Source organism: Gemmobacter aquatilis (genome assembly GCF_900110025.1).
In the GTDB taxonomy this organism is placed as follows: domain Bacteria; phylum Pseudomonadota; class Alphaproteobacteria; order Rhodobacterales; family Rhodobacteraceae; genus Gemmobacter; species Gemmobacter aquatilis.
Genome location: NZ_FOCE01000008.1, coordinates 43,880 through 63,487 on the forward strand (window position 1 = coordinate 43,880; position 19,608 = coordinate 63,487).

Consider the following 19,608-nt stretch of genomic DNA (forward strand, 5'->3'; position numbering starts at 1 on the left):
AGGCAGGGTCGCGAGGGGAACGCACGGGCCGTCACAGGGCCAAGATTGCCCCCTCAAGGTAGAAATATGAACGAACTGAATATCGCGGCGCCGCTGGCAGCGGCCCTCGCAGCCAAGGGCTATGAAGCCCTTACCCCCGTGCAAATGGCCGTTCTGGCAGATGAGGTCGAAGGGCGCGATGCGCTGGTTTCGGCCCAGACCGGATCGGGCAAGACGGTGGCCTTCGGCCTTGCCATGGCACCCGAAGTGCTGGCCGGTGCCGACCGCCTGTTGTTCGCCGATACGCCGCTGTCGCTGATCATCGCGCCGACCCGCGAGTTGGCGCAACAGGTCGCCCGCGAGCTGGACTGGCTTTATGCCGAGGCGGGCGCGATCATCGCCACCTGCGTCGGCGGCATGGATTACCGTGCCGAACGCCGCACGCTGGAACGTGGCGCCCATATCGTTGTCGGCACCCCGGGCCGTCTGCGCGACCATATCGAACGCGGCAGCCTTGATCTGTCGAAGCTGAAAGTCGCCGTGCTGGACGAGGCCGACGAGATGCTGGATCTGGGCTTTGCCGAGGATCTGGAATTCATCCTGTCCTCCGCCCCGGAAGAGCGCCGCACGCTGATGTTTTCGGCGACCGTGCCGAAGGAAATCGCCGAACTGGCGAAAAGCTTCCAGCGCGACGCGTTGCGCCTGCAGACGCAGGGCGAGGCGAAACAGCACGTCGATATCGAATATCGCGCGCTGAACGTCACCGCCCGTGACAAGGAACACGCGATTTTCAACGCGCTGCGCTATTATGAAGCGCGCACCGCGATCGTGTTCTGCAAGACGCGGATGAACGTGAACCATCTGCTGGCCCGCATGGGCAACCGTGGCTTTCAGGTTGTTGCCCTGTCGGGCGAGCTGAGCCAGACCGAGCGGATGCACGCGCTGCAAGCGCTGCGCGATGGCCGGGCCCGGGTCTGCATCGCGACCGACGTGGCCGCGCGCGGCATCGACCTGCCGGGGCTGGAACTGGTGATCCATGCCGATCTGCCCTCCAACTCGGAAACCCTGCTGCACCGTTCGGGCCGCACCGGGCGCGCCGGGCAAAAGGGTGTTTCGGCACTGATCGTGCCGCCCGCCGAATTCCGCAAGGCGCAGCGCCTGCTGGCGGGCGCCAAGGTCGTGGCCGAATGGGCCAAGGCGCCTTCGGCGGAAGAAGTGCAGGAACGCGACGATGCTCGCCTGCTCGACCACCCGGCACTGGCGCAGGCCCCGGGCGACGAGGCCGCGCTGGCCCAGACCCTGCTGGCCCGCCATGACGCCGACCATATCGCCGCCGCTTTCGTGCGCCTGTGGCGCGAGGGCCGCTCGGCCCCCGAAGTGCTGCAGGACAGCCTGCCGCCCGCCGGGGCGCAGGCCCCGCGCGAACGTGGCGAATTTGGCGACAGCGTGTGGTTCAGTCTGTCGGTCGGCCATACTGGCCGCGCCGAAGCGCGCTGGCTGCTGCCCAAGATCTGTGATGCGACCGGCATCACCAAGAACGAGATCGGCGCGATCCGGGTGCAGCAAGACAACACTTTCGTGCAGATCGCCAAAGCGGTGGCCGGTAAGTTCGGCGCCCGGATGGAGATCGAGCCGGGCGTTGACATGACCCGCCTTGACGGCGAACCCAACCTGGCCCGCCCCGAACGCCCGGCGCCGCGCCCGCGCGGTGACAAGCCCGCCTATACGCCCAAACCCTCGCGCTTTGTCGAGGATGGCGAAGAAGCCGCACCGCGCAAGCCCTATGTCAAGCGCGAAGCGGCCTCGGACGCCAAGCCTTATGCGAAACGCGACGATGCAGAGCGCAAGCCCTACACCCCGCGTGAGGGTGCCGAACGCAAGCCCTACGCGCCGCGCGCCGATGCCGAACGCAAGCCCTATACGCCGCGCGAAGGCGCCGAGCGTAAACCGTGGTCGCCCGAAGAGTCCGACCGCAAACCCTATGCCCCGCGCGAAGCGGCCGAGCGCAAGCCCTATGGCGACCGCAAAACCGCGCGTGGCGAGGCGGAAACCGAACGCCGCACCTATGCGCCGCGCTCGCTTGATCCGGCCAAACGCGCCCCGCGTCCGGCAGGTGAAGACGGCCCGCGCAAGCCCTATGCCAAGCGTGATGATGCGGCAGGCCCCAAAAAGCCCTACGCCCCGCGCGCCGAAGCTCCGGCTGAAGGCGGCGAGCGCAAGGCCCGCTGGAAAACCGGCGACCGCCCGGCGGAAAAACCTGCGGCGCGCTCGGCTGGCTACAAATCCTTCGGCGGTGGCGCTGACAAGCCGGCTCGCGCCGGGGGCTTCAAATCGCATGCTTCGGAAGGCAAGACCTTCGGCAAGCCCGGCGCCAAGGCGAAACCTGCCCCGGCCCGTTTCGATGCCAAGGACACGTCCAAACGTTTCGTGCCGCCGAAAAAGAAATAAGTCTTTCATCTTGGCTTAAATATCCTCGGGGGGTGAGCCCGGGACGGGCGAGGGGGGCTGAAAGCCCCCCTTTCCTATTTCACCAGCGCCTTGATTCCTGCGACATGCGCCGGGCTTGCGCCCTGCGCGTCTGCGGCCAGTGCCGCCACCTCCGCCGCCAGTGCCTCGCGCGGCACCAGCCGGTCCACCAGACCCCAGCTCAGCGCCTCGTCTGCCGTGGCTTTCACCCCGGCCATCAGGATCATCTTTGCCCGCGACGGCCCGACCAGCGCCACCAGACGCGGCGGATCAGACGGCTGTGGCAGGAAACCCAACTTCATCACCGGGTAAAAGAACTTCGCCTCGGGCACCGCGATGCGCAGATCGCAGGCCAGCACCATGCCCATCGCACCGCCCGCCAGCGTGCCGTTCAGCGCGGCGATGGTCAGGCAGGGCAGCGCGGCAATCGTGCCCGACAGCCGTTCCCATACGTCATCCGTGGCCAGCCCGGCGCGCGCCTCGTCCAGATCGGCCCCGGCGGAAAACACCTTGCCCTCGCCGGTCAGCACCAGCACCCGCGCGCCCTCTGCCGCCGCCCGCCCGGCAATCGCCGCGATCTCTTCCAGCATCGCCTTGGTCAGCGAGTTCGCCTTGTCGGGCCGGTTCAGCCGCACCGTCCAGACCCCGCCGTCAATCTTCAGTTCAATCATGCGATCAGTCCCACTTCCTTGCGTATACCTTCGTCGCGCAGCGACACTTCCTGCCCTGCCCATTTTGCCCCTGCCGGGCCCGCCAGCCACAGCAGCGCCCGCGCCGGCCAATCCGCCGGGATATGCGCCGCAGGGTCCAGCTGGCTGACGGCGTTCAGCCCCGAGGCCTTGATCTTCACCTGCATCTCGGTCGCCACAGTGCCGGGCGACAGGCCGATGGCGTGCAGCCAGTGCCCCTCTTCCTCGTGCAGCGCGCGGGTCAGCATGGCAGCCCCGGCCTTGCCGGCGCAATAGGCGCTCCACCCTTCCAGCGGGCGATGCGCCGCGCCGGAAGAAACGGTCAGGATCGTGCCCGCCCCTTGCGCCCGCATCAGCGGCACCGCTGCGCGCATCCCGTGAAACACGCCGGTCAGGTTGATGTCGATGGCGCGGCGCCACGCCGCAGGGTCCGCCTCGGCCAGCCGGGCGATCGGGTCGATCACCCCCGCATTGTTCACCAGCACATCCAGCCGCCCCCAGCGCGCCTGCACCGCTGCAAAAGCCGCCTGAACCGCCGCCCAATCCGCCACATCGCAGCCCAGCCCCAGCGCGTCGCCGGGCAGGCCCGCCGCCAGCGCCTGCACCGCTGCCCCGTCGCGTGCCAGCAGCGCCACATGCGCCCCCGCCGCCGCAAAGATCTGCGCTGCCGCCGCACCGATCCCCCGGCTTGCCCCGGTGATCACGACCACCTTACCTTGCATCCACCCCTCCTGCCTCTGCACCATCTTCCCTCGTCGCCGAAAGATTGTTACCTCAGTCACAAAGGCCCCGGAACCCCCTACTCCCCCTTGACCGGGACGGGGCCACAAGCAGATGCTCGGGCATCATTTAAGACAGGAAGGTTTCGTTATGGCCCAATGGAAATTCATGTGCACGACCGCGTTTGTGGCGCTCGTGGCCGGCAATGCCGCCCTTGCCGATGTGACGCCGGAAGAGGTCTGGGCGAACTGGAAGGATATGGCAACCTCAGCCGGGGAAACGCTGACCGTCGCAAGCGAAGGCCGCGACGGCGATACGCTGGTGGTTTCGGGGTTCAAGCTGGTGTCCGGTGATACCACGGCCGATGCCACAATCACCATCGACCAGATCGACCTGACCGATAACGGCGATGGCAGCGTGGATGTCACGCTCAGCAACAGCTACCCGCTGGTCATCCGCGCCGCGGGCGAGGTGGGCAAGCCTGACGTGACCACCAAGGTCAGCATCAGCCACCCGGATCTGACGATCACCGTCTCGGGCAGCGCCGCCGAGATGCGTTATGACTTTGAAGGGCCGAGCCTGCTGGTCAAGTTCGAAGGCGTCGAAGGCGCCGATGCCACCGAGGTTCCCAATGATCTGGTGGCCGAACTGGTGATGACCGCCCTGTCGGGCAATTACATCGTGGCAGGGGCGGCGGATGCCAAGGCTATCAGCAGCAGCATGTCCGCCGACAGCCTGTCGATGGTCATCAAGGGCACCAACCCCGAGGATCAGTCGAAGATCGACGCCAAGATTGATCTGTCGGCCCTGACGGGCACCTCCACCGCCAAGACCGTCGCCGATATGGCTGATCTCGCCGCCGCGCTGAAGGCCGGCCTGACCGCCGAGGGCAATTTCGCCTATGCCGCCGCCACGATGAACATGCTGGTGACGGATGCGAAGGGCGATACCAAGCTCAGCAGCTCTGCCTCGGGCGGCGAGATCAATTTCGCCATGGATGCCAGCCGCCTGTCCTATGGCGGCGCTGCCCGCGATGTCAGTGCCACGATGTCGGGGCCGGAAATCCCGTTCCCGCAGCTGAACCTCGCCTACAAGGAAGGGGCGTTCAACTTCCTGATGCCGGTGTCGAAGTCCGACAAGCCGGCGGATTTCGGCCTGATGCTGAAATTGGCCGGACTGACGGTTTCGGAAGAGATCTGGTCGATGTTCGATCCGGGCAAGCAACTGGCGCGCGATCCGATGACGCTGGTGATCGACACCAAGGGCACCGCGACGCTGAATGTCGATCTGATGGACGAAGCCTCGATGACCGCGCTGGGGGATGACGCGCCGGGGGAACTGAATTCGCTCAACGTCTCGGCACTGCAACTGACGGCAGCGGGGGCTGATATCACCGGCTCGGGTGCGCTGACCTTCGACAATACCGACATGACCACCTATGAAGGCTTCCCGGCGCCGACCGGCACGGTCTCGCTGAAAGGTGTGGGGGTGAACGGGTTGCTGGACAAGCTGATGGCCATGGGTCTGGTGCCGGAAGATCAGATGATGGGCGCGCGGATGATGCTGGGCATGTTCGCCAAGGTGGTGGAGGGCGAGCCCGACACCATGACCTCGACGCTGGAGTTCAAGGACAAGCACTTCTTTGCCAACGGCATGCAGCTTCAATAAGCTGCGCGGCGAAGCACCCTTCCGGCCGCCCGCGCCTTCGTGCCGGGCGGCCTTTTCATTGGAGCCGACATGACCCCGACCGAAGTTTTTGCCGATCTGCACCGCGCCGCCGAGGCGCTGGGGGGCGCCCGGCTGTTCACCGTTTCCGTGCAGGACACTGCGGCGGGGCTGGCGCGGCGGGCCTATACCTCGGATGCGGCGGCCTATCCGCTGTCGGTGCCCAAGCCGATTCAACAGGATGACTGGTCGCGCCGCGTGCTGATCGAAGGCCAGCCCTTCATCGCCAATACCACCGCCGAATTCGCCCCGTATTTCTTCGATCATGCGCAGATCAACGCGCTGGGCTGCTTTTCCGCCGCCAATCTGCCGGTGATCGTGGCGGGCGAGGTGTTGGGCACCATCAACATTCTGGATGTGGAGGGGCACTTCACCCCCGCCCGTGTTGCCGCCCTGCAAGCCCTGATCGCCGACCGGCTGGACCGGATCGCCGCCGCCATGCAGGCGGTGCCGATGGGCGGATCGGGGGTCGAGGCGCGGCTGGCGCGGCTGCGGGTGCGCATGGTCGAGGCGGGGGTGGATCTGGTGGCGCTGGCGCCGGGCGCGCATATGCGCTGGCTGTGCGGGTTTGCCCCCCATGCGGATGAACGCGCCTGTCTGGCGCTGATCGGGCACCGGGGCGCGGGTTTCCTGATGCCGGTGCTGAATGGGGACGACGCGCGGCAGCACTGCGACTGGCCGTTCTGGGCTTGGGCGGATGACACCGGCCCCGATGCCGCGCTGGCGCAGGCGCTGGCCGAGCTTGGCCCGGTGGCGGCGCTGAGTCTGGATGAAACCATGCGCGCCGATCACGCGCTGTTGCTGCTGGATGCGCTGCCCGGCGTGGCGCGCAGCTTTGCCGCCGATACCGTGGGCGCGCTGCGGCTGTGCAAGGATGCCAGCGAAATCAGCGCCCTGCGCGAAAACGCCCGCATCGCCGATCTGGCGCAAACCGCCCTGCGCGCCGCCATCCGCCCCGGCGTGACCGAACGCGAACTGGCCGAGGCTGCCCGCGCCGCCTTTCGCGCCGAAGGGGCGGTGCCCGAATTCACCATCGTCGGCACAGGGGGCAACGGTGCCTTTCCGCATCACCACACCGGCGAGACGGTGGTGCAGCCGGGCGATGCCATCGTCTGCGACATCGGCGCGCGCAAGGACGGCTATTATTCCGACATCACCCGCATGGCCTGCTGCGGCACGATGCCCGAAGGCTATGCTGCGGTTCATGCCGTGGTGAATGCCGCGGTGGAAGCCGCGCTGGCCACCATCCGCCCCGGCATCCGCGCGCGCGAAGTGGATGCCGCCGCGCGCAAGGTGATCACCGACGCAGGGTATGGCCCGTATTTCACCCATCGCACCGGCCATGGCGTGGGGCAGGAAATCCACGAACCGCCTTATATCACTGGCGTTTCCGACGTGATTCTGGCCCCCGGCATGGTGTTCACGGTGGAACCCGGCATCTACCTGCCCGGCCGCTTCGGCATCCGGCTGGAGGAGGTCGCGGTGGTGACCGAGACGGGCTGCGAGATCCTGTCCACCCTGCCGCGCACGCCCTTCGTGGCATAGGGCTTGCCTAAAGGCCCGGCGCGACTTAGCTCGGAATGGCACGAGAAGGAAATCCCATGACCGACCGCCTGCAACGCCTGACCGAAGCCCTGCTGGAGGCCGCCAAACGCGCGGGCGCCGAAGCCGCCGATGCGCTGGCGGTGGAGGGCACGTCGCTGTCCATCGACATCCGGCGCGGCGCGCTGGAGCAGGCCGAACGGTCCGAAGCGATCGAGATGGGGTTGCGGGTGCTGATCGGCGGGCGGCAGGCCTGCGTTTCGGTCTCCGACACCTCGGCCCGCACCATCGAGGATGTGGCCGAACGCGCCGTCGCCATGGCGCGCGAGGCGCCCGATGATCCCTATGCCGGGCTGGCCGACCCGTCGCAGATCGCGCGCGACTGGGATCTGGCGGCGTTCGAGCTGTGCGACCCAGCCGCCGAACCCTCGGCCCGTGCGCTGGAGGAAGACGCCCGCGCCGCCGAGGCGGGGGCCATGGCGCTGGCCGGTATCCGGCAGGTGGAAGCCTCGGCCGGGTATGGCCTGCGCCGGGTGTTCCTTGCGGCCTCGAACGGGTTTGCGGGCGGATATGCGCGCAGTTCGCGGTCCACCTCGGCGGTGGCCTTCACCGGCGAAGGTACGGGGATGGAGCGTGACTGGGCCGGGGAATCCCGGATTTATCAAGCGGATATGCCCGACGCCGCCGGGATCGGCGCCCTTGCCGCCGAACGCGCGCTGGCCCGTGCGGGCGCGCGCAAGCCCGTGACGGGCACCTATCCGGTGTTGTTCGATGAACGGATCGCGCAAAGCCTGATCGGGCATCTGCTGTCGGCGATCAACGGTGCATCCATCGCGCGCGGGTCAAGCTGGTTGCGCGATGCGCTGGGGCAGCAGGTGCTGCCCAAGGGCCTGTCGCTGATCGAAGACCCGCATCGCCCGCGCATTTCCGGCTCGCGCCCGTTTGACGCTGAGGGGCTGCCCACCGCGCGGCGGGTGATCGTGGAAAACGGCATCCTGCAAGGCTGGACGCTGGACCTTGCGACCGGGCGCAAGCTGGGGATGGCGTCCACCGCCAATGCCGCGCGCGGGACGACCTCGACCCCGTCGCCCGCCACCTCGAATATCGACCTGACGCCGGGCACGGCCACCCGCAAACAGTTGATTTCGCAGATGGGCACCGGGCTTCTGGTCACCTCACTGATCGGATCGACGATCAACCCCACCACGGGCGATTATTCGCGCGGCGCCAGTGGCTTCTGGGTGGAGGATGGCGAGATCACCCATCCGGTGAACGAATGCACCATCGCGGGCAATCTGCGGCAGATGCTGACCGGGATGATCGCCGCCAATGACGCGCGCGACCACCTGTCCACCCGCGTGCCGAGCCTGCTGCTGGAAGGGATGACGCTTGCCGGCGCATGATCTGGCCCTGCTGACCGAAGCGGCGCGCGGCGCGGGCGAGATCGCCCTGCGCTTCTGGCGCCAGTCGCCGCAAGTCTGGGAAAAGCCGGGGCTTGGCCCGGTGACCGAGGCGGATTTTGCGGTGAACGATTACCTGCGCGGGGTGCTGCGCGGGGCGCGGCGTGACTATGGCTGGCTGTCGGAGGAAGATGCCGATAGCGCGGAACGCCTTGAGACTGAACGGGTTTTCGTGCTGGACCCGATTGATGGCACCCGTGCCTTCATTGCCGGGGAGGACACGTTTTCAGTGTCGCTGGCGGTGGTGGAGGCGGGCGTGCCGGTGGCGGGGGTGGTGTATCTGCCTGCGCTGGACCGGCTGTATACCGCCAGCCTGCAGGCCCCGGCGCTGAAGGACGGGCTGCCGATTGCCGCCAGCACCCGCGCGGGGATCGAGGGGGCGACGCTGCTGACCACGGCGCCGAATCTGGCGCCGGAACATTGGCCGGGCGGCGTGCCGGATCTGAAGCGCAGTTTCCGCGCCTCGCTTGCCTATCGGCTGTGTCTGGTGGCCGAGGGGCGGCATGACGGGATGCTGATGCTGCGCGACGCCTGGGAATGGGACATCGCGGCGGGCAGCCTGATTGCGGCGCGGGCGGGGGCCACGGTGTCGGATCGGCTTGGCGCGGGGCTGCGCTTCAACGCGCCGCATCCGCAAGCCAAAGGCGTGATCGCCGCCGCGCCAGGGCTGCATCGGGCCTTGGTGGAACGGCTGAGCCATGGCGGCTGAGCGGGTGCTCAACCTCTATCTGCCTGCGCATCTGCGGGCGGATCACGACGCCGGAAAATTGAACATTCTCAGCCGGTTGATCGAGGCCCTGCCGGGTTGGACGCTGGTGGACAGGCCCGAGGCAGAGGGTGCCAGCCAGCCGCATCCGGGCCATGCGCTGACCCATATGCAGGAGCCGCTGTCGGCCCGGGCGCTGTGCCTGCGGCGGGCCTATTACTATCCGTTCTGGCGGATCGAGCCGACCAACGAACGCTGGAATTTCGCGGTGGCGCGGGCACAACCGGGGCAGGCGGGCATCCCGCCGCAACGCGCGCGCGGCTTTCACCAGCGGCTGCGCGAGCGGGTGCTGGCGGGGCGGAAAATCACGCAGGAAGGCTTTGTTTTCATGCCCTTGCAGGGGCGGCTTCTGGACCACCGCTCGTTTCAATCCATGTCGCCGCTGGCGATGATCCGCGCCACGCTGGCGCAGGGGGCAGAGGTGCGGGCGACGCTGCATCCGGGGGAGAGTTACAGCGCGGCGGAGCGGGCGGCTTTGGCGGCGGTGCAGGCGGAGGATGACCGGTTCCGGCTGGTGCAGGACCCTGCGGCGGACCTGATAAGCCGTTGTGATTACTGCGTTTCGCAAAACTCCAGCGTGGCCTTGCAGGCGATGATCGCGGGCAAGGGCGCGGTGCTGTTTGCCGGGATCGACTTTCACCACCCCGCCGGATCGGTGCCGCGCGACGGGCTGGCGGCGGCTTTCGCCAAGGGGCGGCAGGCGCCGCAGCGGATGGCGGAATACCTGTGGTGGTTCTTCAAGCAACAGGCAATCGACGCGCAGGCCGAGGATGCGGCGGCGCGGGTACGGGCGCATCTGGGGTGGCTTGGTTGGCCGGTGGAATGAGGAAAGCGGCCCCCGATGGGAGCCGCTTTGTAGTTTCAGATCAAGGCGTTATCAGATCGCCGATTTGATCCAGGTGGCCAGCGCGGCCTTCGGCGCGGCGCCGATCTTGTTGGACACGACCTGACCGTCCTTGAACAGGAACAGCGCCGGGATGCCGCGCACGCCCAGAACGGCGGGGCTGTCGGGGTTCTCGTCCACGTTGACTTTCACGATCTTGACCTTGCCGGCCAGTTCGGTCGCCAACTCTTCCAGAGCCGGGCCGATCTGACGGCAGGGGCCGCACCATTCGGCCCAGAAATCGACGACAACCGGGATGTCCGACTGGCGGACCTCGGCGTCGAAAGTGGCATCGGTGACGGCTACGGTAGCGGCGCCCATGATTTTTCTCCAAGGGAATCTGTCAGGCACTGAACGTAAGGATTGGGGGGGGCAGCGTCAAGCAGTAGCGCCCGGCGCATAGCGGACCTCACGATATCGGGACGCTCAAAAAGGGGGGGTGACATCTGTACACCCCCTGTACACCGGGCGTTCACCCCCCGTCGGGCATTTTTTCCAGATGCCGCGCCGCTGCCCGGCCCGCCCAGAGCCCGGTGGCCCATGCGGCGGTGAGCAGGTAGCCGCCGGTCGGCGCCTCCCAATCCAGCATCTCGCCTGCGGCAAAGACGCCGGGCAGGGCGCGCAGTTCGAGGTCTTCGGTCAGGCTGTCATGGGTGATGCCGCCCGCAGAGGAGATGGCTTCTTCCAGCGGGCGGGGACCGGTATGGGGCAGGGGCAGGTGTTTGAGCAGGCGGGCGAGGTCGGCGGGCAGCGGGCGGGCCACCTCCATCACCAGCGCCACGGCAGCGGGGGGCAGGCCGAGCTTGCGCAGGCGGTTGGCGGCACTGTCGCCGGGTTTGTGGCGCGTGAGACGGGCGTGCAACTGCGCCGCGGTCTGATCGGGGAACAGGTCGAGCGCGAGGGGGGCGCCAAGGCGCAGGGCGCGGCTGACGGTATAGATGCCGCCGCCTTCGAGGCCGCGGGCGGAGAGGACAAATTCGCCGCGTTCGCGCTGCGCACCGGCGATCAGCGTGGCGCCTTTGATCGGCTGACCGAAGTGCTTGGCCATATGCGGCGACCAGTCCATCAGGAAGCCCATATTGGCGGGCTGGAATGGCGCGACCTCCACCCCCTTGGCGCGCAGCCACGGCACCCATGCGGCATCCGACCCGAGCCGGGGCCAGCTTGCGCCGCCAAGGGCGAGGACGGTGGTGGTGGGGGAGAGGGCGCGCGGGCCTTCGGGCGTGTCGAAGGCGAAGGCGGTGCCGGTGAAGCCGGTCCAGCGCCAGCGGGTGTGCAGGGTGACGCCTTTGGCGGCAAGGCGGGCCAGCCAGGCGCGCAGCAGCGGCGAGCCTTTCATCGCGGTGGGGAACACCCGGCCCGACGATCCGGTGAACACCGGCTGCCCCAGCGCGCGGCAGAAATCCTGCACCTGATCGGGGCCGAAAGCCGCCAGCATTGGTGCCAGCCAGGCGGCATCATACTGGGCGGCGAAGGCGGGCAGGGGTTCGGCTTTGGTGACGTTCAGCCCGGATTTCCCGGCCATCAGCAGCTTGCGCGCGGGCGAGGGCTTGGCCTCGGCCACCGTCACCGCATGGCCGGCATCGGCCAACGCCTCGGCGGCCATCAGGCCCGCAGGACCGGCGCCGATGACGAGGGCGCTGTGCGCTTGCCTGTTCATGCCTGCCCCCCTTGGTTTCTCCGAGGCTTGGCAGAGGTGGCGGGGCGGTGCAAGGGCGGGTGATCCTTCTGCGAAGGATCGGTTGCGGATCAGATCACCCGGATCGTGTCCTTGTCCACCGCCAGCACATAGCCGCGGCGGGCGATGGTCTTGACCAGCAGTTCGGAGACGAGCTGGTTGCCGAGCGCGTCGCGCAGGCGTTTGACGCGGGTGGCGCCCGAAGCCTCGTCACAATCCGATTCGGGTTTGCCGGAGATCATCGCCTCGATCTGCACGCCGGTCATCACGTCGTCATCCATCCGCGCCTCGGCCAGGACGGACAGGGTTTCGATCGCGGCCTCGGTCAGTTTGAATTCCAGATCGTTGATGAAGACCGAGCGCGATTCGCGGCTGATGGTCAGCGAGGCGACCTGGATGCCGGAGCGTTGAATGGCCGAGATGCGGCGGTTCTGCGTGACGATGGTGACGAGGAACACGAGGCAGGCCAGCAAGAGCGCGGTGGAGAACACCAGCAGCACGAAGATCACCATGCGGTAAGAGGCCAGCACCTCCTGAAAGCTGGTGCCGGACTGGGCGATGATTTCCAGCAGCTTGATTTCGGCCAGCGTGCGCAGGTCGTCATTTTCGACGAACAGCCGTTCCACCCTTGCGTTGAAGGCGTTGGCGTCGGGCAGGTTGAGGAACAGCAAAGCGGCGGCCGCCGCCAGAATGGCGACGATGGCGGCAATACCGAAGACCACGACGCGGCTGCCCGCGCGCAGGCTGTCAGTAACGGAGGAAGTAGTCTCCGGCACTCGACCTTCTTTCGTTCAGACCTTCGGGGCCGAAGGTGGACAACACGTTGAGGAGCTTCCACCCCCCGGCGGCAAGGCGGGGCTTCAACTCCTGCTTGGCGGCCTTGCGGTCGCCGCAGGCGCCGATTTGCGCCACACCGTAATGCAGGCGCAAGGGGTTATCCTGTTTCGCCTTGTAATCGGCAAAGCATTGCGCATGGGCCGGCAGCGCCATCACGGCCAGCAGCAGGGCAGCGGCGAGAAAGGGGCGGGTCATCAGGGATCCTCATGCGGTTCGCGGTTTGGGCGATACTGGACGGGGCGGCGGGGTAATTCAATATCAACCCCCCGAACGCGGCCTATACCCGGGGGTGGAGGCGTTGTTATCGCATGACAGGGGGGCTGATATTGCTTGCGGTGCGGGCTTTGCGGAAGGGTTGGGGCAGAAACGAACGCAACAGGGGGCAAACCCATGCAGGCAAATCGGGCAGAGATCTTTCGGCGGGCGGCGCGGCCCGAACGGCGCTTTGCGGTGCTGATGATCGGGGCGCTGGTGGTGGCAACGGCGGTAACGCTGGCGGGCGTGCCGGGGCAGGCCGAACATGCGGTGTGCCGCATGGCGCTGACCGGGGCGGCGGTGGGCTGCCTTTAAGATCGGGACAGATGCTCCTCTCATCCCCTCAGGGGGGCATCGCGGGGGCAGGGCGGATTGGCCGCCCTGCCCCTCATTTCAGGCTTTTCCTTGCGGCGCGGATCGGCTTTCTGGGGGTATGACCCGATTGATCGCCGATTTCAGTTTCGAGACCGCCGCCCGCGCCCGGGGCGCCACTGTCATTGCCGGGGTGGACGAGGTGGGGCGGGGGCCGCTGTGCGGGCCGGTGACGGCGGCGGCGGTGATTCTGGATCCGGCGCATATTCCGCAGGGTATAGGCGACAGCAAGGCGCTGTCATCCGCGAAGCGCGAACGGATTTATGTGGAACTGCTTGCGGTTGCGCAGGTCAGCGTCGCCCATGCCAGCGTGGAGGAGATCGACGCGCTGAACATCCTGCGCGCGTCACATCTGGCGATGGAGCGGGCGGTGGCGGGGCTGGTGATCCGCCCGGATTTCGTGCTGGTCGATGGCAACCGGCTGCCCAAGGGGCTGCCCTGCGGCGCCGAGGCGGTGGTGAAGGGCGATGCGAAAAGCCTGTCGATCGCCGCGGCCTCGATCGCGGCGAAAGTGGTGCGCGATCGCATCATGGTGGATTTGGCGCAACAGCATCCGGGCTATGGCTGGGAGCGGAATGCCGGTTACCCGACCAAGGACCATCTGGCGGCGCTTCTAAATCTTGGGGTGACCCCTCAGCATAGGCGTTCGTTCAGGCCCGTCCACAATATCTTGTATCAAGAGATTTAAGTAAGTGCTTGATTCAATAAAGAATTTGACGACGAATCGCCAATGACTCATCCTCTGTCTCAATAAATCGGCACAAAGAGGCCGAAAGCAGAGGCAGTACATGACGATCAGAAAAGCGCCTGCGGTGGCCCCCGTGCTACCGTTGAACCAGATTCTTGCCGGTGACTGTGTTGAGTTGATGAACGGCCTGCCCGAGGCCTCGGTGGATCTGATCTTCGCGGACCCCCCGTATAACCTTCAGTTGAAGGGCGATCTGCATCGGCCCGACAACAGCAAGGTCGATGCGGTGGATGACCACTGGGACCAGTTTTCCAGCTTTGCCGTGTATGACCGCTTTACCCGCGACTGGCTGGCGGCGGCGCGGCGCATCCTGAAGCCGAATGGCGCGATCTGGGTGATTGGCAGCTATCACAACATCTTTCGCGTTGGCGCCGCCATGCAGGATGCAGGATTCTGGATGCTGAACGATGTGGTCTGGCGCAAGACCAACCCGATGCCGAATTTCAAGGGCAAGCGGCTGACCAATGCGCATGAGACGCTGATCTGGGCCAGCAAGGAAGAAGGGTCCAAATACACGTTCCATTATGAGGCGCTGAAGGCGATGAATGATGGCGTGCAGATGCGCAGCGACTGGGTGCTGCCGATCTGCACCGGGCATGAACGCCTGAAGGACGAGAACGGCGACAAGGCGCATCCGACGCAGAAGCCGGAAAGCCTGCTGCACCGGATCATCGTGTCCACCACCAACCCCGGCGATGTGGTGCTGGACCCGTTCTTCGGCACCGGCACCACCGGGGCGGTGGCCAAGATGCTGGGCCGCGATTTCATCGGGATCGAGCGGGAAGAGGCCTATCGCAAGGTCGCGGAAGAGCGGATTGCGCGGGTGCGCAAGTTCGACGCCTCGGCGCTGGAGATCACCGGCAGCAAGCGGGCCGAGCCGCGCGTGCCCTTCGGGCAGGTGGTGGAGCGCGGGATGTTGCGCCCGGGCGAAGAGCTGTATTCCATCGGCAGCCGGTTCAAGGCCAAGGTGCGGGCCGATGGCACGCTGATCGGCAATGACGTGAAAGGTTCGATCCATCAGGTGGGGGCGTCGCTGGAAGGCGCACCAAGCTGCAATGGCTGGACCTATTGGCACTTCAAGCGCGACGGCAAGATGATCCCCATCGACCTGTTGCGCCAGCAGATCCGTGCCGAGATGGAGGCTGACGAGCGTCAGCGCCACTGAGGCGGGTGGCGGGGGACAGCCCCGCCCAAGGCACCCTAATCCGAAACAATCGGTTACGCCTGTGCTTCGGTCCGCCCGAAGCACACCTCCCCGCCATGTTCTCATGGCGGGGCTTTTTGGCATGTGCGGCAGGGCGGCCTGCCTGGGTGACGTTAGGGCAACTTGCGCTAGGGCGCTGCGGCCTGCGGGTTTACACTGGCATCGGGGACTGAACCATTTCGATGGGGGGAAACATGAGCCGGACCATTAATCTTGGGTATCGTACCGAACAGGCCCATTGCGCCGACGGCGCGGCGGGGTTTGAAATGGCGGTTGTCGCGCTGTATCTGAGCCGGGCAGATGATCTTGGCACGCCGCTGGACCGGGTGATGAAACTGGTGGGCGACACGCTGACCATCAACTGGACCGCGCAGGCGATTGCGGCCTTGCGCGGCGGGATCCTCGCCGATTATGGGCTGGATATCGCGGACACGCTGCGGGGCACCCGGACACGGATCACGCTGGACAACCCGGAGCTGGATTTCAACGGCGACGGCAGTCTGAAGACGCTGGGCGGCGACATCCGGTTCTTTGAACACGCCAACAGCGGCGGTGCGCGCGAGACAGAGTTCTTCGTGCCGGCGTCGATGAGTGACTTTCTGCTGCTGGCGACGGCGCTGGGCACGCTGAACGCGGCGCTGTGGCTGGAGGCGTTCATGGACCTGGTGATCCCGAACCAGACGGTCAGCTATTTCTACACCGGCGATGACGGGGCCGAGGCGATCGGGCTGGGGCAGGGCTGGAACAGCGCGCAGGGTGCTGGCGGCGACGATGTGTTTTTCGGGCCGGAGACCGGCAGCGGGCAGTTGTTCGGCGGCTTGGGGCGCGATGCGTTTTCGGCGGAGATGTGGAGCGCGGGGGCGAAGATCGACCTGCTGGGCGGGTTGGCGGCGAATGTGACGCTGGGCGCCAATTACGAGCTGGACGGGTTCGAGGATGCGAAGGGCTCGGGCTTCCGCGACCGGATCATCGGCGATGGCGCGGCGAATGGCCTGTTCGGGCGGGATGGCAATGATGTGCTGATCGGCAACGGCGGCGATGACACGCTGGCGGGCGGCAATGGCGGCGATGTGCTGGCGGGCGGCGCGGGCGGCGACAGTCAGGCCGGGGGCGACGGCAAGGACACGCTGACCGGCGGCGATGGCGATGACACGCTGGACGGGCAGGGAGGCAATGACCTGCTGCAAGGCGGCAAGGGCCATGACTCGCTGCTGGGCGGCGGCGGGCGCGATACGCTGGAGGGTGGCACCGGCAACGACTCGTTGGACGGGGGCGGCGGCAAGGATCTGCTGCTGGGTGACGAGGGGGACGACCGGCTGACCGGCGGCGCCAAGGAGGATGTGTTCCTGTTCATCCCCAAGGCGGAACAGGGCGATGACACGATCACCGATTTCAACCGCAGCGAGGGGGACCGGATCCGGTTCATCCAGAATGCGCTGCAATTCAGCGATCTGACCATCACCCCCACCGGCGATGGCGGCAGCCGCATCAGCTATCCCGACGGGGCGGGCGGGCAGAATGTGATCACGGTGGACGGTGTGGTGGTGCAGCAGGGCGATTTCGAATTCTTCGGCAACTGACCGGCGGGCTGCTGCGCAAGCGGGGGGCGGGGTGAACCCCGCCCGTCCCGAAGGGTTGCCCGTAGCGGGCGGGCCGTTCAGCCGATGCCGAGGATCGCCATGGCCTTGGCCAGCGTGGCGACCGAGGCGTCGTGATTGCCCGCGACATGCTGCGCCTCGCCCTCGGCGCGCAGGGCCGTCACCTCGGCCAGTTGTTCGGCGGTCAGTGCCGGATTGGCGGCGAGGGCTGCGTCAATCGCGGCCATGTCTGCGGGGCAATGGAAGGCGAGGGCGGGGGTGGCGGCGAGCAGGGCCGCAAGGATCAGGGCTGCGCGTTTCATGGTGCTCCTCCTACAGCGGGAAAATTCCGCTGGAGCATCATGCACCTGTTGGCCGAGTCGGCCCAGCCCCTTGCGGGGCCGGGCGCGGGGCTCATTTCGTCATCACATAGCTGCCGGGGGCATCTTCGATCACGCCCAGCTCGCCGGTGCCCGGCACGCGCGCGGGCACGCGCGCTTCGGGGGAATGGCTGTCGATCCAGTCGCTCCATTCCGGCCACCACGAGCCTTTGTGGGCAGTGGCGCCCTTCAGCCAGTCTTTCGCATCGGCGGGGTAATCGTCACGCGTCCAGTAGCCGTATTTCGGGCGTTCCGATGGCGGGTTGATCACCCCCGCGATATGGCCCGAGCCGCCGAGGACGAATTTCACCGGCCCGCCGAGCAGGCTGGTGGTCGGGTAGATCGAGGTCCAGGGGGCGATGTGATCCTCTTTCGTGGCCAGCACGAAGAAGGGCACGTCGATCTTGGAAATGTCGATCGGGGTGCCGTCCATCGACAGGTGGCCGGGGATGCGCAAGCCGTTTTCGATATAGATCTTTTCCAGATACCACAGCAGCATGGCGGCGGGCAGGCGGGTGCTGTCGGCGTTCCAGAACAGCAGATCGAAGGCCGGGGGCTTGCGGCCCATCAGGTAGTTCATCACATGGAAGGACCACACGAGATCATTCTCGCGGATCATCGAGAACATGTCCTGCAGGTGGTGGTTTTCCAGATAGCCCTTTTCGGCCATATGCGCGCGCAGGGCCACCAGACGGTCGCGGTCGATGAACACGCCGACCTCGCCCACATCGGTGAAATCGACCATGGTGGCCAGCGTGGTGGCGGTGACGATGCGCTTGTCGCCGCGCGCCGCAAGCCAGGCAAGCGTGGCGGTGGTGAGGATGCCGCCGATGCAGAAGCCCAGAATGTCAAAGCGGTCTTCGCCGGTGGCTTTCTGCATCGCCTCCAGCGCCGACAGCGGGCCGAGCTTCATGTAATCTTCGAACGACAGTTCGGCATGTTCCTGCGTGGGGTTGACCCAAGAGATCAGGAAGACGCTGTGCCCCTTTTCCAGCATGAAGCGCACGAGGCTGTTTTCGGGCTTCATGTCGAAGATATAGTATTTGTTGATCCATGGCGGCACGAACAGCAGCGGGCGCTTGTGCTGGGTGGGGGTGAGCGGCTCATACTGGATGAGCTGCATCAGGGTGTTCTGGTAGATGACCTTGCCGGGGGTGATGGCCAGATCCTTGCCCACCACAAAGGCCTGCGGGTCATTGGTGGCGATGTCGAGCCGGCCGTGGCCACGCTCCAGATCCTCGACCAGATTGCGCATCCCGTCGAGCAGGCTGCGGCCTTCGGTTTCGACAAAGCGTTCGCGGGCGGCGGGGTTGAGGAACAGGAAATTGGTGGGGGCAAGCGCGCTGAGCAACTGGCGGGTGTAGAAGCGGACGCGCAGCGATTCCTTGGTCTGGCCGGGCAGCAGGGTCAGGAATTGTTCGGTGGCCTTTTCCAGCGCGATATGGCTGTCGCGCAACCCGCGCGCCATGGGATCATTGCTCCACCGCCGGTCGCGGAAGCGTTTGTCGGCGGTTTCGGGTGCGGTGCCCGTCCAGGCGGCGTGCCAGGCCTGCGCCCAGTCGATCCACATGCGTTGCGAGCGGGCCAGCGTTTCATAGGGCTGTTCCAGAAACGCGGGCAGGGCCGCCGCATAGGCATCGGTGACCGAACGCAGATCGACGATCGAGAATTCTTCGCCTTTGGCCTTGGAGGCCGCGGTTTCCTGCGCGGATTGCAGCGCGGTTTGGGCGCGCAGCAGCAGTTCCATCATTTCTGACGTTTGTTTCGTGACAGTTTCAACATCCATGTCCGCAGCCCTCCCAGATTGCGCCAGCTCCCTCAGACCGTCGCCTCGCGCCGGGCGCGCGACGTGGTCCTGACCGTGGCTTCTCCCTCTACCACGACCTTGTCACCCACAGAACAAATTGTCAGCAAAACTGCGCGACTACGTTCACGGGTGAGTTGTTTTACGGTCACGCGGGCGGTGACGGTATCGCCGGGGCGGACGGGGCCGACAAAGCGCATTTCCTGCGCGATATAGATGGTGCCGGGGCCGGGCAGCCGGTTGGCAATCGCCGCCGAAATGGTGGAGGCGGTGAGGAAGCCATGGGCGATGCGGCCACCGAACGGGGTGGTGCGGGCGAAATCTTCGTTGATATGGATGGCGTTGTTATCGCCCGAGGCACCGGCGAACAGGATGATGTCGGCCTCGGTGATGGTTTTGGAGAAGCTGGCGGTCATGCCGACTTCGAGGTCTTCGATGTCATAGCCGTTGAGTTCGTTCATTCCGCTCTCCTTTGCGGGGCGGGCAGGGCCGGGGATCGGCCCTGCGCAGGCGTCAGGCGTTG

At 66.4% G+C, this 19,608-nt stretch carries 19 protein-coding genes; 10 read left to right on the forward strand and 9 right to left on the reverse strand.

The window, feature by feature from the left end; all coding sequences use genetic code 11:
- Nucleotides 1-66: 66 nt before the first annotated feature.
- Nucleotides 67-2,427, forward strand: a complete 2,361-nt coding sequence (locus BMX43_RS13635) for a DEAD/DEAH box helicase (protein ID WP_091302307.1) — start codon at nt 67-69, stop codon at nt 2,425-2,427.
- Nucleotides 2,428-2,501: 74 nt separating this feature from the next.
- Here the strand turns inward: BMX43_RS13635 and BMX43_RS13640 are convergent, their stop codons facing one another.
- The gene (locus BMX43_RS13640) at nt 2,502-3,116 is read right to left on the reverse strand and encodes an enoyl-CoA hydratase/isomerase family protein (RefSeq protein ID WP_091302309.1); all 615 of its coding nucleotides are present in this window, start codon (nt 3,114-3,116) and stop codon (nt 2,502-2,504) included.
- A complete protein-coding gene (locus tag BMX43_RS13645; protein ID WP_091302527.1) occupies nt 3,113-3,856 on the reverse strand; it encodes an SDR family oxidoreductase in 744 nt (247 codons plus the stop codon). Before BMX43_RS13645 ends, BMX43_RS13640 begins: the two co-directional genes overlap by 4 nt.
- Nucleotides 3,857-4,004: 148 nt before the next feature.
- Here BMX43_RS13645 and BMX43_RS13650 point away from each other — a divergent pair, with 148 nt between their 5' ends.
- The 5 genes from BMX43_RS13650 (at nt 4,005) to BMX43_RS13670 (ending at nt 10,173) form a co-directional block, all read left to right on the forward strand.
- Nucleotides 4,005-5,522: a DUF2125 domain-containing protein gene (locus BMX43_RS13650; RefSeq protein WP_091302310.1), complete on the forward strand. Its 1,518-nt coding sequence runs from the start codon at nt 4,005-4,007 to the stop codon at nt 5,520-5,522.
- 69 nt (nt 5,523-5,591) lie between these two features.
- Complete coding sequence (locus BMX43_RS13655; RefSeq protein ID WP_091302312.1) at nt 5,592-7,124, forward strand: M24 family metallopeptidase; 1,533 nt, start codon at nt 5,592-5,594, stop codon at nt 7,122-7,124.
- A 56-nt stretch (nt 7,125-7,180) separates the two neighbouring features.
- On the forward strand, nt 7,181-8,524 hold the full coding sequence (locus BMX43_RS13660) for a TldD/PmbA family protein (protein WP_091302315.1): 1,344 nt from the start codon (nt 7,181-7,183) through the stop codon (nt 8,522-8,524).
- Nucleotides 8,511-9,290, forward strand: a complete 780-nt coding sequence (locus tag BMX43_RS13665; RefSeq protein WP_091302317.1) for a 3'(2'),5'-bisphosphate nucleotidase CysQ — start codon at nt 8,511-8,513, stop codon at nt 9,288-9,290. Before BMX43_RS13660 ends, BMX43_RS13665 begins: the two co-directional genes overlap by 14 nt.
- Nucleotides 9,280-10,173 (forward strand): hypothetical protein, encoded by an 894-nt coding sequence (locus BMX43_RS13670; RefSeq protein WP_091302319.1) that lies wholly within the window; start codon nt 9,280-9,282, stop codon nt 10,171-10,173. The genes BMX43_RS13665 and BMX43_RS13670 overlap by 11 nt, the downstream gene beginning before the upstream one ends.
- Nucleotides 10,174-10,224: 51 nt before the next feature.
- Here the strand turns inward: BMX43_RS13670 and trxA are convergent, their stop codons facing one another.
- The 4 genes from trxA to BMX43_RS13690 all read right to left on the reverse strand — a co-directional run bounded on the left by trxA (nt 10,225) and on the right by BMX43_RS13690 (nt 12,940).
- Nucleotides 10,225-10,551, reverse strand: coding sequence for a thioredoxin (gene trxA, locus BMX43_RS13675; protein ID WP_091302320.1), 327 nt, complete (start codon nt 10,549-10,551; stop codon nt 10,225-10,227).
- Nucleotides 10,552-10,702: 151 nt separating this feature from the next.
- Nucleotides 10,703-11,890, reverse strand: a complete 1,188-nt coding sequence (locus BMX43_RS13680) for a BaiN/RdsA family NAD(P)/FAD-dependent oxidoreductase (protein ID WP_091302323.1) — start codon at nt 11,888-11,890, stop codon at nt 10,703-10,705.
- An 89-nt stretch (nt 11,891-11,979) separates the two neighbouring features.
- A complete protein-coding gene (locus tag BMX43_RS13685) occupies nt 11,980-12,684 on the reverse strand; it encodes a response regulator transcription factor (protein WP_091302325.1) in 705 nt (234 codons plus the stop codon).
- Nucleotides 12,656-12,940: a hypothetical protein gene (locus BMX43_RS13690; RefSeq protein ID WP_091302326.1), complete on the reverse strand. Its 285-nt coding sequence runs from the start codon at nt 12,938-12,940 to the stop codon at nt 12,656-12,658. The genes BMX43_RS13685 and BMX43_RS13690 overlap by 29 nt, the downstream gene beginning before the upstream one ends.
- A 195-nt stretch (nt 12,941-13,135) precedes the next feature.
- On the opposite strand from BMX43_RS13690, the gene BMX43_RS13695 reads away from it, so the two are divergent.
- The 4 genes from BMX43_RS13695 (at nt 13,136) to BMX43_RS13710 (ending at nt 16,904) form a co-directional block, all read left to right on the forward strand.
- The gene (locus BMX43_RS13695; RefSeq protein WP_091302328.1) at nt 13,136-13,315 is read left to right on the forward strand and encodes a hypothetical protein; all 180 of its coding nucleotides are present in this window, start codon (nt 13,136-13,138) and stop codon (nt 13,313-13,315) included.
- Nucleotides 13,316-13,433: 118 nt separating this feature from the next.
- Entirely contained in the window at nt 13,434-14,060 is a 627-nt protein-coding gene (locus BMX43_RS13700; protein WP_091302330.1) for a ribonuclease HII, read from the forward strand.
- 100 nt (nt 14,061-14,160) lie between these two features.
- The gene (locus tag BMX43_RS13705; RefSeq protein ID WP_091302332.1) at nt 14,161-15,285 is read left to right on the forward strand and encodes a site-specific DNA-methyltransferase; all 1,125 of its coding nucleotides are present in this window, start codon (nt 14,161-14,163) and stop codon (nt 15,283-15,285) included.
- Between the two features lie 233 nt (nt 15,286-15,518).
- Nucleotides 15,519-16,904, forward strand: coding sequence for a calcium-binding protein (locus tag BMX43_RS13710; RefSeq protein WP_091302334.1), 1,386 nt, complete (start codon nt 15,519-15,521; stop codon nt 16,902-16,904).
- Nucleotides 16,905-16,981: 77 nt separating this feature from the next.
- Here the strand turns inward: BMX43_RS13710 and BMX43_RS13715 are convergent, their stop codons facing one another.
- The 3 genes from BMX43_RS13715 to BMX43_RS13725 all read right to left on the reverse strand — a co-directional run bounded on the left by BMX43_RS13715 (nt 16,982) and on the right by BMX43_RS13725 (nt 19,546).
- Nucleotides 16,982-17,224 (reverse strand): hypothetical protein, encoded by a 243-nt coding sequence (locus BMX43_RS13715; RefSeq protein WP_091302336.1) that lies wholly within the window; start codon nt 17,222-17,224, stop codon nt 16,982-16,984.
- Between the two features lie 91 nt (nt 17,225-17,315).
- Nucleotides 17,316-19,067: a PHA/PHB synthase family protein gene (locus tag BMX43_RS13720; protein WP_091302338.1), complete on the reverse strand. Its 1,752-nt coding sequence runs from the start codon at nt 19,065-19,067 to the stop codon at nt 17,316-17,318.
- 32 nt (nt 19,068-19,099) lie between these two features.
- The gene (locus BMX43_RS13725; RefSeq protein WP_091302340.1) at nt 19,100-19,546 is read right to left on the reverse strand and encodes a MaoC family dehydratase; all 447 of its coding nucleotides are present in this window, start codon (nt 19,544-19,546) and stop codon (nt 19,100-19,102) included.
- Nucleotides 19,547-19,608: the final 62 nt, after the last annotated feature.